General features: G+C 65.4%; 10 protein-coding genes. 3 read left to right on the top strand and 7 right to left on the bottom strand.

Translation table 11 applies throughout. From position 1 onward, the window contains the following. Positions 1 to 274: 274 nt before the first annotated feature. Together HEQ22_RS10170 and HEQ22_RS10165 are read left to right on the top strand one after the other, a co-directional pair. On the top strand, positions 275 to 2,134 hold the full coding sequence (locus HEQ22_RS10170; RefSeq protein WP_432767785.1) for a gamma-glutamyltransferase family protein: 1,860 nt from the start codon (positions 275 to 277) through the stop codon (positions 2,132 to 2,134). A gap of 57 nt (positions 2,135 to 2,191) precedes the next feature. Next, positions 2,192 to 3,589, top strand: a complete 1,398-nt coding sequence (locus HEQ22_RS10165; RefSeq protein WP_432767784.1) for a methyl-accepting chemotaxis protein — start codon at positions 2,192 to 2,194, stop codon at positions 3,587 to 3,589. A 120-nt stretch (positions 3,590 to 3,709) separates the two neighbouring features. Here the strand turns inward: HEQ22_RS10165 and HEQ22_RS10160 are convergent, their stop codons facing one another. The 7 genes from HEQ22_RS10160 to HEQ22_RS10130 all read right to left on the bottom strand — a co-directional run bounded on the left by HEQ22_RS10160 (position 3,710) and on the right by HEQ22_RS10130 (position 11,580). Continuing rightward, positions 3,710 to 4,555, bottom strand: a complete 846-nt coding sequence (locus HEQ22_RS10160) for an AAA family ATPase (protein WP_432767783.1) — start codon at positions 4,553 to 4,555, stop codon at positions 3,710 to 3,712. 226 nt (positions 4,556 to 4,781) lie between these two features. Further along, the gene (locus tag HEQ22_RS10155; protein ID WP_432767782.1) at positions 4,782 to 5,450 is read right to left on the bottom strand and encodes a DUF6975 family protein; all 669 of its coding nucleotides are present in this window, start codon (positions 5,448 to 5,450) and stop codon (positions 4,782 to 4,784) included. A 284-nt stretch (positions 5,451 to 5,734) separates the two neighbouring features. Next, complete coding sequence (locus HEQ22_RS10150) at positions 5,735 to 6,025, bottom strand: PspC domain-containing protein (RefSeq protein WP_432767781.1); 291 nt, start codon at positions 6,023 to 6,025, stop codon at positions 5,735 to 5,737. A 582-nt stretch (positions 6,026 to 6,607) separates the two neighbouring features. Further along, positions 6,608 to 8,626, bottom strand: a complete 2,019-nt coding sequence (gene rpoD, locus HEQ22_RS10145) for an RNA polymerase sigma factor RpoD (protein ID WP_432767780.1) — start codon at positions 8,624 to 8,626, stop codon at positions 6,608 to 6,610. 31 nt (positions 8,627 to 8,657) lie between these two features. Further along, positions 8,658 to 10,553, bottom strand: a complete 1,896-nt coding sequence (gene dnaG / locus HEQ22_RS10140; protein WP_432767779.1) for a DNA primase — start codon at positions 10,551 to 10,553, stop codon at positions 8,658 to 8,660. Positions 10,554 to 10,617: 64 nt separating this feature from the next. Next, on the bottom strand, positions 10,618 to 11,010 hold the full coding sequence (locus HEQ22_RS10135) for an endonuclease domain-containing protein (protein ID WP_432767778.1): 393 nt from the start codon (positions 11,008 to 11,010) through the stop codon (positions 10,618 to 10,620). Positions 11,011 to 11,127: 117 nt separating this feature from the next. Next, the gene (locus HEQ22_RS10130) at positions 11,128 to 11,580 is read right to left on the bottom strand and encodes a GatB/YqeY domain-containing protein (RefSeq protein WP_432767777.1); all 453 of its coding nucleotides are present in this window, start codon (positions 11,578 to 11,580) and stop codon (positions 11,128 to 11,130) included. Positions 11,581 to 11,711: 131 nt separating this feature from the next. Between HEQ22_RS10130 and carA the strand changes: the two genes are divergently transcribed. Further along, the gene (gene carA / locus HEQ22_RS10125; RefSeq protein WP_432767776.1) at positions 11,712 to 12,989 is read left to right on the top strand and encodes a glutamine-hydrolyzing carbamoyl-phosphate synthase small subunit; all 1,278 of its coding nucleotides are present in this window, start codon (positions 11,712 to 11,714) and stop codon (positions 12,987 to 12,989) included. Positions 12,990 to 13,076: the final 87 nt, after the last annotated feature.

The following is a 13,076-nucleotide window of genomic DNA, read 5'->3' as shown; positions in this document are numbered from 1 at the left end:
GGGTCTCCTTGGAAAAATGAGTGAATGAAAGGAACAGGGCTTGAACGCACCCGCACCCGCAATGGCCACGCCAATGCTGACCAACCGTGCCATAGCCGGGATGAACCGAAGCTGAGTCGATCGCGAGCGGGTTGAGGCGGCTTGGTTGCTGACTTCGACGATTCGCCCGTCGAGCGCGTTGGTAGACCCGGCCGGGAAGGACGAGGTCAATCGCGGCTTGCCATCGTGGTCGGGCGCCGCGACAACGGGGCGCTGTTTTTTCAGGGGAATGTTTATGCGCCGCCGTACCCTCCTTGCCGCCGCTCCGGCCGTCGCGTTGATGCCAGGGGTCGGCTTTGCCCAGTCGGGGCAGCCGAAGCCGGCGCCCGCCGCGCCGGCGGCTGCAAAGTCCGGCGCGGCATTGCCGCCGGTGTGGGAGGCGGGCGCCGACCGTTTCGTGCGGCCCGATGTGCAGGGCGGCGACCGTCCCGTCGGCGCGAGTTTCGCCTCGCGCACCGCGGTCTATGGACTGAGCGGCGCGGTCGGCACCGCGCACCCGCTCGCGACGCAGGCGGGGATCGACATATTGCGGCGCGGCGGTTCGGCGGTCGATGCGGCGATCGCGATCAACGCCTGCCTCGGGCTGCTCGAACCGACTGCGAACGGCATCGGCGGCGATGCCTATGCGATGATCTGGGATCCGAAAGCGAAGAAGCTCGTCGGGCTGGCGGGATCGGGCAAGAGCCCGCGCGGGCTGGACCTGGCGACGGTGCGGTCGCGCGCCAAGAACGGCGCGCTGCCGGCCTATGGCGCGATCAGCGTGTCGGTGCCGGGGACGGTCGATGCGTGGTGGACGATGCATCAGCGCTATGGAAAGCTGCCGTGGAAGGAATTGTTCGAACCCGTCATTGCGCATGCCGAGGCGGGCGCGCCGGTGCCCGACATGATCGCTTATTATATCCGCCGCAGCCTCACCAATTTCCGCCAGCCGGGGCGGGGGATCGAGGAGGTGGACAATGCGCTCAAGACCTGGGGCATGGCCGACGGCAAGGGACCGGCGGCGGGGCAGGTGTTTCGCAACCCCGACCTGGCGCGCACCTTTCGCCTGATCGCCGAGGGCGGGCGCGACGTGTTCTACGACGGCGAGATTGCGGCGACGATCGACGCCTATTTCCGGCGCATCGGCGGCTGGCTGACCCGCGCCGACCTGGCCGCGCACAAATCGGAATGGATCGAGCCGCACCGCACCAGCTATCGCGGCACCGACGTCTATGCGCTCGGCGCCAATACGCAGGGGATCGCGACGCTCCAGATGCTCAATATCCTCGAGCATTTCGACCTGAAGGGCGCGGGGTTTCAGTCGGCGCTGTCGATCCATCTGCAGGCCGAGGCGAAGCGCCTCGCCTATGAGGATCGGGCGCGCTATTATGCCGATCCCGATTTCTCCAACGTGCCGGTCGAATGGCTGGTGTCGAAGGACTATGCCGCGGCCCGCGCCAAGCTGATCCGCCCCGACCGTATTCAGGCCGCGGTGCGGCCAGGGCAGGCGCCGAGCCACGGCGACACCACCTACTTCAGCTGCGCCGACCAGGACGGGATGATGGTGTCGATGATCCAGTCGAACTTCCGCGGCATGGGATCGGGGCTGGTCGCCGACGGGCTCGGCTTCATGTTTCAGGATCGCGGCCAGCTGTTCAGCCTCGCTGACGGCCACCCGAACATCTATGCGCCGGGCAAGCGCCCGTTCCAGACGATCATCCCGGGCTTTGCGGCGCGCGGCGACACGCCGTGGATGAGCTTTGGCGTGATGGGCGGCGATATGCAGCCGCAGGGACAGGCGCAGATCATGATCAACAGCCTCGACTATGGGCTGGAAATCCAGGCGGCGGGGGATGCACCGCGCTGGCATCACGAAGGATCGTCGCAGTCGATGGGCGAGGACGCCCCCGACCTCGGTCCGACCGGGCTGCTGCGTCTGGAACGCGGGGTGCCGGCGGCAACACGCGCGGCGCTCGCCGACCTCGGCTGGACGATCGGCGATTCGGATGGCGGTTTCGGCCGCTATCAATGCGTCGAGCGGCGGATGGACGGCGACACGCGCGTTTATGCGGCGGCGAGCGAGATGCGCGCCGACGGCTGCGCGCTCGCCTATTGACCGCCCGTTAACCAATATCCGGCATCACCCGCCGATGATCATGTTGTGGGTGGTGCGATGAAATTCGAGTCCATAAATACGGCGGCGCCGGTGCTCGACCAGTCGGTCGCGAGCGACTGCGGCGAACTCGCCGTCGGGTGCAGCGACGCGGCGGGACGGATCCGCCGCGCCACCGACCAGATGGATCGCCAGATTGCCGAACTCGGCCGGCTCGAAGAATTCGTCGTCAGCCTCGAATCCGACCAGCGGCAGATCGCCGATTCGACCGACGAGGCGAAATTGCTGTCGGCGCGCGCGTGCGAACAGCTCGACAGCGGCGCCGAGCGCGTCAACGCCGCGGTCACCGAATTCCGCTCGGTCATCGACCTCGTCGCGCGGCTGGGCCAGCATGTCACCAATTTTGCCGCCGTGATGGCGCAGGTCCAGCAGGTCAGCCAGTCGATCGAATCGATTGCCAAGACCACCAACATGCTGGCGCTCAACGCCGCGATCGAGGCCGAGCGCGCCGGCGATGCCGGGCGCACCTTCGCGGTCGTCGCCGCCGAAGTGAAAAAGCTGGCGCAGAACACGCGCAGCGCGACCGACGAAATCCGCCGCAGCATCGGCAGCCTCGCCGCCGAGGCGGGCGGACTGGTCACCGAAATCCAGTCGGGGGTCGAACAGTCGAGCCGCGCCGAGGCGCAGTTCGAGACGATCACCGACGCGCTCCACGATGCCACCCACCTCGTCGCGCTGCTCGACGATCAGAGCGACCGCATCGCGCAGTCGAGCGCGATGGTCCATGCCAATGGGGCCAAGGTGCGCGACGCGCTCGACCGTGTCGTCACCTCGGTGCGCGACAACGGCGCGACGTTGGACGGCACCCGCGCGTCGATCCTGTCGATGGAGCATGTGTCGAACCGCATGTTCAACGCGGTGATCTCGGCCGGGGTCAGCCCGCAGGATTCGGCCGTCGTCGAACTGGCAGCAGGCGTCCGCGACGAATTCGTCGCCATCGCCGAACGCGCGATCGCCGGCGGTGCGCTGACGATGGAACAGCTTTTCGACACCGATTATGTGCGCGTTCCGGGGTCGAACCCCGAGCGCTTCCGCACCACGCTGTGCGACTGGGCCGACGCCAACTGGCGGCCGCTGTTCGACCGCGTCGTCGCCGGCCATGACGATGTGCTGATGTCGTCGGCGGGCGACATGAACGGATTTCTGCCGACCCACATCACCGACTGTTCGCGCGCCCCGACCGGCGACGTCGTCCACGACACCGCACACTGCCGCAACGGCCGCATCCTGTTCGACGACACCGACAAGGCGGCGAAGCACAGCCAGGCGCCCTTCTTCATGGCGGTGTATCGCCAGGAAGGCGACGGCACCAACTATGTCACGGTGCGCAACGTCTATATGCCGGTGGTGATCGGCGGGCGCCGCTGGGGCGACGTCGAGGTCGCGTACCAGTTGTAGGCGGCCCTCAGACTTCCGCTCCCATATCCGTTTGTGTCGAGCGAAGTCTAGATACGCTGGCGCTGCGTTCGCGTGTCTCGACTTCGCTCGACACAAACGGACGTAGGATGGTGTCGCTCGTTAGCCGCCCTGCCGCCGCGCCATGAACGCCAGCTTTTCGAACAGCATCACATCCTGCTCATTCTTGAGCAGCGCACCGTGGAGCGGCGGGATCGCCTTGCCGACGTCGCGGTTCTGCAGCACTTCGAGGGGCATATCCTCGTTGAGCAGCAGCTTGAGCCAATCGATCAGTTCGCTGGTCGAGGGTTTCTTCTTCAGGCCGGGCACGTCGCGGACCTCGTAGAAGATGTCCATCGCGCGGCTGACCAGCGTCTTCTGGATGCCGGGGAAGTGGACGTCGACGATCGATGCCATCGTGTCGCGGTCGGGGAACTTGATGTAATGGAAGAAACAGCGGCGCAGGAACGCGTCGGGCAGTTCCTTTTCATTGTTCGAGGTGATGACGACGATCGGGCGTTCCTGCGCGGTCACCGTCTCGTCGGTCTCGTAAACATGGAAGGCCATGCGATCGAGTTCCTGGAGCAGGTCGTTAGGGAATTCGATGTCGGCCTTGTCGATCTCGTCGATCAGCAGCACGGGCAGCGTGGGCGAGGTGAAGGCCTCCCACAATTTGCCTTTGCGAATGTAATTGCGGATGTCGTGGACGCGCTCTTCGCCGAGCTGGCCGTCGCGCAGCCGCGCGACCGCGTCATATTCATAGAGGCCCTGCTGAGCCTTGGTGGTCGATTTGATGTTCCAGGTGATCAGCGGCGCGTCGAACGCCTTGGCGATTTCCTCGGCCAGTACGGTCTTGCCGGTGCCGGGTTCGCCCTTCACGAGCAAGGGGCGGCGCAGCAGCGTCGCGGCGTTGACCGCAACCTTCAGGTCGTCGGTCGCGATATAGGCGCTGGTTCCTTCGAAACGCATCGGTGCGCTGCCTTTCCCTTAACGTGAACGTCAAGCGGGCATAGCGAGGGGAGGGGGAGGGTGCAAGCGTGTCTCCCCTCCCGCAGACGGGAGGGGTCGTGAGACTTGATTCGGCTAATCGCAGCGGGGTTGGCATAAGCGCGGCGTGGCTGGCCCACCCCGCTGCGAGTAGCGAACAAGTTCGCAACTCTCGCTGCCCCTCCCGCCCGCGGGAGGGGGTATGCGATTAATGATGGCGGCTGGCGGCGCGGACCGCCATCAGATCCCACAGGCCGCTGTGCTGCGCGATCAGCTGCTGGGCGCCGAAAACCATCGCGCGTTCGACGGCGGGGGTCTCGGCGATCGTCGCGGCGAGGCGCGCGGTGCCGGGGAGGTCGGGCAGGTTGCAGCGCGGCGGTGCCATGTCGAGCCGCTGGGCGCTGATATCGAGCAGCACGCGGATCGTGCGCCAGTCGAGGGTGAGCGCTATCGCCGCGCCGACCGCGCAGCCGTGGCGATCCGATTCGGCGAGCATGTCGATCGCCTTGCGCTGCGCCGCGACCGCGGCCTCGCACTGGTCCTGGCCGTGGGTGCTGGGCGCCGGGCCGACCGCGGCGGCGATTTTCGACAGAAAGGCACGTTCCTGGGCAAACGCCTCGGCGGCCTGGTCCATCCACTGGCGCGATGCGGGATCGACCGCTTTGCGCGCCGCATTGTCGATCACCCCGGGGTAGCGGCCATGAAGCAGGCACAGGAAGTGGACGGCGTCGGCCAGGTTGCGCATCGCATCGGGCCCGCTCGACAGGCTGCCGGCGCGGACGTGCGGATGGGCGCCGGTGCCGTCGCTCGCGACGAGCGAATCGAGCATTTCGGCGACGCCGCGCGTTTGCGGCCGGGGCTGGGTCGATGGGCTCAACGCGTGATCCTTGCCGGTAGCAGCGGGGCCGAAACCCCTGCCGCTGCAAATCCAGCGATCAGCCATAGGCCATCGTCGTAAACGTCGCGTTTATGAGCCGCCGGAAATCGACCGGGCGCTGTGCCAGTCCAAGACAATATGGGGAGCCCAAAAAACGGGGGGAACCGGCAAGCCCGGGGAAGCTTGCCGGTTCCCGTGGCGGGAGCCTTGCGGCGCCACGACAACCTTGTGACCAGAGCAGATGGCAAGGGGCGCGGGGAGAGCGACGCCCGCCGGTGTCCGGGTTAAGCCGCCAGTGCCAGCTCCTCGACCTTTTCGGCCGGGCGCGGGGCGGGTTCGATCGCGGGCGCCTGGGCTGCGGCGTTGCGGCGCGCCGGCACCGCGAGGCGCGATGCCAGCACGACCACGCCCAGCGCGAAATAGGCGGCGAAGGTCTGGACGGGGAAAAAGAAGATCGGCGCGACGAAGGCGAGGCGCAGCCACAGCGGGTTGAAGCCGAAGTCTTCGCCCACGGCCTCGCAAATCCCGAAAAACGTGTCGCGGCGGCGGAAGAGGTTGGTGGTTTCGCTATCCATCTTTTTGTCTTTCCTTGTGGCTACGAGCCCTACGCCGCGCCGATGCCATGTGCATCGCAAAGGCCGTGCCAGTTTTTGCAGCCCCGGCTTTTCCGGGCTTTTCTGTGTTGGCCGGTCGCGGGGCCCTATATTTGTGCGTGAATCAGTTCCCATCGAATGGGAAGGATTGCCATTTGATGGCGCGCCCCTGAACGGGTCATGAAGGCGCGCTTCCCGACAGCGAGCCGCTATCTGGTGCAGACATATGAAGATTTAAAGTAGGTTTGGCAGAATAATTGTGCGGTGCAGCATTGGATTCTCACGTCCGTAGTTCCGCCATGTGCCGGGATGCCGGATGGGCGACGGACCGGCCGGTTGCGAAGCGATCCTCCCCGGAACGGGGAGGGGGGCCATGCGAAGCATGGTGGAGGGGCACGCGGTGTCGAGCGCTGCATATGCGGGCCTGTACCCCTCCACCACCCTGCGGGTGGTCCCCCTCCCCCTGTGGGGGAGGACCGGCACCATTCGCCTCCGCCCCAAAGCGGACGGAAAAGGGCGGCCCGTTGCCGGACCGCCCTTTGAAACCTGCACGCTCGCCCGGCCTTACTGGTCGAGGAACGACCGCATCTTGCGCGAGCGCGACGGGTGCTTCAGCTTGCGCAGCGCCTTCGCCTCGATCTGGCGGATGCGTTCGCGGGTCACGCTGAACTGCTGGCCGACTTCCTCGAGCGTGTGGTCGGTGTTCATCCCGATGCCGAAGCGCATGCGCAGCACGCGCTCCTCGCGCGGCGTCAGCGACGCCAGGACTCGCGTGACCGTTTCCTTGAGGTTCGACTGCACCGCGGCGTCGACCGGGATCACCGCATTCTTGTCCTCGATGAAATCGCCGAGGTGGCTGTCTTCCTCGTCGCCGATCGGCGTTTCGAGGGAGATCGGCTCCTTGGCGATCTTCATCACCTTGCGGACCTTTTCGAGCGGCATCGACAGGCGCTCGGCCATTTCCTCCGGGGTCGGCTCGCGGCCGCTTTCGTGGAGGAACTGGCGGCTGCACCGCACCAGCTTGTTGATCGTCTCGATCATGTGGACCGGGATGCGGATCGTGCGCGCCTGGTCGGCGATCGAGCGGGTGATCGCCTGGCGGATCCACCACGTTGCGTAGGTCGAGAACTTGTAGCCGCGGCGGTATTCGAATTTATCGACCGCCTTCATCAGGCCGATATTGCCTTCCTGGATGAGGTCGAGGAACTGCAGCCCGCGGTTGGTGTATTTCTTGGCGATCGAGATGACGAGGCGCAGGTTGGCCTCGACCATTTCCTTCTTGGCGATGCGCGCCTCGCGCTCGCCCTTCTGGACCATGTTCACGACGCGGCGGAATTCGGTCAGGCTCATGCCCGCGGCCTGCGCGATTTCGCTGATTTCGATACGGATGCGGTCGACCGCGCCGGCTTCGTTCTCGGCGAAGGCGGCCCATTTCTTGTCCAGCCCGCGGACGCTGTCGATCCAGTTTTCTTCCAGCTCGCGCCCGACATAATTGTCGAGGAACGACTTGCGCGGCACCTTGTGGCGTTCGGCCAGGCGCAGCATCTGGCCGCCGAGCGCGGTCAGGCGGCGGTTGTAGCTGTAGAGCTGGTCGACGAGATATTCGATCTTGGTGTTGTGGAACTGCACGCTCTCGACCTGCGCGGTGAGCTCCTCGCGCAGCTTGTGATATTTCTTTTCCGACGCGGCGGGGAATTCACCGGCGGTCGACAGCGCTTCGAGCCGCGTGTCCTGCAGCTTCGAAAAGGCCTTGAAGCTCTTGGTGATGTTGGCGAACTTTTCGAGCGCGTCGGGCTTGAGCAATTCCTCCATCGCCGCGAGGCTGAGCGTATTGTCTTCCTCGTCGTCGTCGAACGTCTCGCGCTTCTTGGCCGAACCTTCGCCGTCCTCGTCGTCGCTGTCGGCTTCGGGTTCTTCCTCGACCTCGTCCTCGTCCTTGAACGAGACGCCGGCGGTCTTTTCGCTGATCTCGCCATTATCCTCGGCCTCGTTCTCGAGGCTTTCGGGGGCGGGGTCCTTGGTCAGCATCGCTTCGAGATCGACGATTTCGCGCAGCTGCATGTCGCCGTTGTTGAGCGCGTTCGACCATTCGATGATCGCGTTGAAGGTCAGCGGGCTTTCGCACAGACCCAGGATCATCGTGTCGCGGCCGGCTTCGATCCGCTTCGCGATCGCGATTTCGCCTTCGCGGCTGAGCAGCTCGACCGCGCCCATTTCGCGCAGGTACATGCGAACGGGATCGTCGGTGCGATCGACCGTTTCCTTCTTTTTTTCGATCGCGGGGTTCGACACCGAACCGGTGCCGGCGCTGACATCGACTTCGTCGTCGGGCTCGGCGTCGGCCTCTTCCTGCACATCCTCGTCGCTTTCGACGATGTTGATGCCCATGTCGGAAATCGCCGACATGATATCCTCGATCTGCTCGGACGACATCTCGTCCTGCGGCAGCGCCGCGTTGAGCTCGTCATAGGTCAGGTAACCGCGCTTCTTGCCGCGTGCGAGCAGCTTTTTGACGTCGGCCTCGTTGAGGTCGATCAGCGGAGCGTCGGTGTCGGTTTCGACGGCGGTGTTCTTCGTGGCCATAGTTGTTCCTGCCAAAGGGGCAATCGGTGGGTCAGCCTTGGCTGCTGTCGGACAGCGCAGCGAGGCGGCGGGTCAATTCTTTGTCCATCGCGGACAGCTGCTGCTGCCGCGCAAATCCTTCATCGTCCATCGTGCGCTGAAAATCCGCGGTCGCCTCGGCGAGCCGGGCGCGGATTTCGGGCTGGGTGACCAGCACGCCGATATATTCGTCGAGGTCGCGAAGCGCCGTTTCGCGCGCTCCCGCCACCTCATCGTCGCTTTCCAGCCTGCGATTGAACGAGAAGTGCATTCCGTCGGCTCTGAGCAATGTCGTCGCCCTATTATACACTTTCATTGGCTCCAATATGGCAAGCAAGCCCTCGCAATCAAGCCCTTCTTGGGCGCCCGCGATGTCAAGCATCGCGCGCAGCAATTCGGCGTCGGCGGAATCGGCGATCGCCAGCCGCGTCAGCGCCTCTTCGTGGCGCCGCATCGCGCCCGGATGGCGCAGCAATCCGCCGATCAGCGCCGCGGCATAATGGCCGCCGATGCCGATCTGTCCGATGGAACGCGCCTCGTCGACCGGAGGTTGCAGGCGCGGGTCGGGGCCGAAGCGGCGCCCGCCGCCGCCGAACCCGCCGCGTTGCGGCTGCGGCGCCCAGGGAACGCGCTGGTTCCGATCGGGCTGTTTGCGCGCGAACAGTGCGTCGATCCGCTCGCGAAACGCCTCGCGGTAATGGTGCCGCACGTCGGCGTCCTCGATCGCGTCGGCATGGCCGAGCAGCCGGGTCTTGAGCGCGGCGCGCTCTTCGGGGGTGGCGAGCGGTCCGGCGGCGACCTCATGCGCCCACAGCCGCTCGACGAGCGGCTGTGCTTCGTCGAGCAGCGCGGTAAAGCCTTCGGCGCCGCGCGCGCGGACGATGTCGTCGGGGTCCTGCCCGGCGGGAAGCGTCGCAAAGGCGAGGCTGAAGCCGGGGCGGAGCAGGGGGAGCGCGCGCATCGCGGCGCGCATCGCGGCTTTCTGCCCCGCCGCGTCGCCGTCGAAGCACAGCACTGGCACCGCCACCATCCGCCAGATCAGCCCGAGCTGCGCCTCGGTCAGCGCAGTGCCGAGCGGCGCGACGGCGTCGGCGATCCCCGCCTCGGCGAGCGCGATGACGTCCATATAGCCTTCGACGACGATGATCCGGTTCGTCTGCCGCGACGCGGGCGACGCCTTGTCGATATTGTAGAGGGTGCGGCCCTTGTCGAAGAGCGGGGTGTCGGGCGAGTTCAGATATTTGGGCTCGCCATCGCCCAAAATGCGGCCGCCGAACGCGATGACGCGCCCGCGCGCGTCGCGGATCGGGATCATCAGGCGGCCGCGGAAACGGTCGTAGGGCTCCTTGTCGTCTACCGAAATCAGCATGCCCGATTCAACGAGCATCGCAGTCGGGAATTTCTTGAGCGCTTCTTTCAGCGCGCTGCGGCTGTCGGGGGCGAGGCCGAACCCGAACGCGCGGCGCGTCGGGTCGGATATGCCGCGCTTCGCCAGATAATCGCGCGCCGGGGCGCCGCTGCTGCTGTCGAGCTGCTGGGTGAACCAGTCGGCCGCGCCCTGCACGACATCGCGCAGGCTCGCTTGCTCCTCGGCCTTTTTCGCGGCGCGCGGGTCGGCGGCGGGCACCTCCATCCCCGCTTCGGCGGCGAGTTCCTTGACCGCATCCATGAACGACAGGCCGCGCTGGTCGGTCATCCAGCGGATCGCATCGCCGTGCGCGCTGCACCCGAAGCAGTGGTAGAAACCCTTTTCGTCGTTGATCGTGAAGCTGGGGGTCTTTTCGTTGTGGAAGGGGCAGCAGGCCTTGTATTCGCGGCCGGCGCGGGTGACCTTTACGGTGCGGCCGATGAGGGTCGAGAGGGTGACGCGCGCGCGCAGTTCGTCGAGCCATTGCGGGGTGAGGGTCATGGGTTTGCCATGCCCACCCCCGACCCCTCCCGCAAGCGGGAGGGGAGGCGATCCGCGTGAGGTGTCACTTGTCCCCCTCCCGCTTGCGGGAGGGGTTAGGGGTGGGCAGAAGGGCAAGGCTGCGCTCGATCTCGAACACGACGCCTTCGATATTCTTCATGACATCGCTATTCGTGAAGCGAAGAACCCGATAACCGTTTTCGGTAAGCCAAAGATCCCGGCGTTCGTCATAGGCCTGACGCATATCGTGCGAATATCCATCGAGTTCGACGATCAACTGCGCTTCCCGGCAAAGGAAGTCGGCGAAGTAAGGACCGACCGGCATCTGTCGGCTGAATTTCCAGCCGCCGATTTTTCGTCCGGACAGACAGCGCCATAGTGTCCGCTCGGCGGGCGTTGCCGCGTTGCGCAACTCCCTGGCTCGCGTTGTGTTGCGGGGCTGAAACTGTCCATCCATTGAATGGCGGTATGCCCACCCCCGACCCCTCCCGCAAGCGGGAGGGGAGAGGTAAGGTCGCGGCCCATCCAAATCCCCCTCCCGCCTGCGGGAGGGGCTAGGGGAGGGCATGTCCCTTTAGGACAAAGCCGCCTTCACCCACCCGCTCGCCTTGCTCATGTCCAGCTCGGACCCGTGGCGTTCCTTCACCGCGGTCATCACGCGGCCCATGTCTTTCAGGCTTGCCGCGCCCAGCTCGGCCGCGATCGCCTTGATCGCCGTTTGCGCTTCGTCGTCGGAGAGCTGCGCGGGGAGGAAATCTTCGATCACCACGACCTCGGCCGCTTCGATATCGGCGAGTTCCTGGCGGCCCCCCTGTTCGTACATGGCGATCGATTCGCGGCGCTGCTTGACCATTTTCTGCAGCACGTCGGTGACCAGAACATCGTCGTCGGCCGGCGCGGTGCCGGTTCTGAGTTCGATGTCCTTGTCCTTGATCTTGGCCAGCATCAGCCGGATGGTGCCGAGCCGCGCCTTGTCGCCGGCTTTCATCGCGGCGACCTGCGCAGCCTTGATGTCATCACGAATCATACGTGTCCCCATGCGCTGCAAATTTCGGAAAGGCCCTCTCTAGCGCCAAGAATCGAAATTCGATAGCTTGTGAATCACATTTTTGCTGCCTAGTTGATCGGCCGTTTAGCCCCCCGTCCGGAGCATGTTGAATGGCACCTGCCAACCCCTCTGCCGCGCCTGAAACCCCGCCTGTGGGCGCGACCGGCGTCCTCGTCCTCGCCGATGGCACGATCCTGTGGGGGATCGGTTATGGCGCGGCCGGCGCAGGCGTGGGCGAGATTTGTTTCAACACCGCGATGACCGGCTATCAGGAAATCCTGACCGACCCGTCTTATGCGGGCCAGATCATCACCTTCACCTTTCCGCACATCGGCAATGTCGGCGCCAACCCCGACGATATGGAGCGCGACAAGCGCGCCGCGATCGGGTGCATCACCCGCGAGCTGCCGACCGCGCCCAGCAATTTTCGTAGCGTGCAGACGCTGCCCGACTGGATGGCGGCGCAGGGGCTGATCGGCCTTGCTGGCATCGACACCCGCGCGCTGACGCGGCGCATTCGCGACGGCGGCGCGCCGACCGGGGTGGTGGCGCACAATTCCGAGGGGAAATTCGACCTCGATAAATTGCTGATGCTCGCGCAGGGGTGGCCGGGGCTGGAGGGCATGGACCTTGCCAAGACGGTAACCCGCGAACGGCAGGGTGCTTGGGATGCGGGGGTTTGGGCTTTGGGGAAGGGCTACACTTCACCCCTCCCCTTCAGGGGAGGGGCCGGGGGCGGGGTCTCTGGTTCTGACGCCGCGTTGACCGACAGACCCCACCCCAACCCCTCCCCTGAAGGGGAGGGGCTTATGGAAAAACCCCACGTCGTCGCCGTCGATTATGGCGCGAAGGACAATATCTTCCGTAACTTGGTGAAGGCCGGCGCGCGCGTCACCGTGGTGCCCGCCAAGACCAGCCTCGAAGACATCGTCGCACTGCGCCCCGCGGGCGTGTTCCTGTCGAACGGCCCCGGCGATCCGGCGGCGACCGGCGACTATGCGGTGCCGGTGATCAAGGGGCTGCTCGAACGCAACGTCCCGATCTTTGGCATCTGCCTCGGCCACCAGCTGCTCGCGCTCGCCGCGGGGGCGAAGACCGTGAAGATGCATCAGGGTCACCGCGGCGCGAACCATCCGGTGCAGCGCGTCGGCGGCGACTTTGCCGACGGGGTGGTCGAGATCACCAGCATGAACCACGGCTTCGCGGTCGACGCATCGACGCTGCCGGGCGGCGTGGTCGAAACGCACAAGAGCCTGTTCGACGGATCGAACTGCGGCATCGCGATCACGGGGAAGAACGCGTTTTCGGTGCAGTATCATCCAGAGGCGAGCCCGGGGCCGCAGGACAGCTTCTATCTGTTCGAGAAGTTTGTGGGTGGGTTGGGGTGAACTCTCGGGCAGACGATCTAGAAGCAAGTCTTCTTTGCATATTGCATGAAAAGGCTCACGGTCGAAATCACTTTCAATCGTTTGAAA

It is taken from the genome of Sphingopyxis sp. (assembly GCF_050916055.1).
Lineage (GTDB): Bacteria > Pseudomonadota > Alphaproteobacteria > Sphingomonadales > Sphingomonadaceae > Sphingopyxis.
This window is presented reverse-complemented; position numbering and strand designations above follow the sequence as displayed.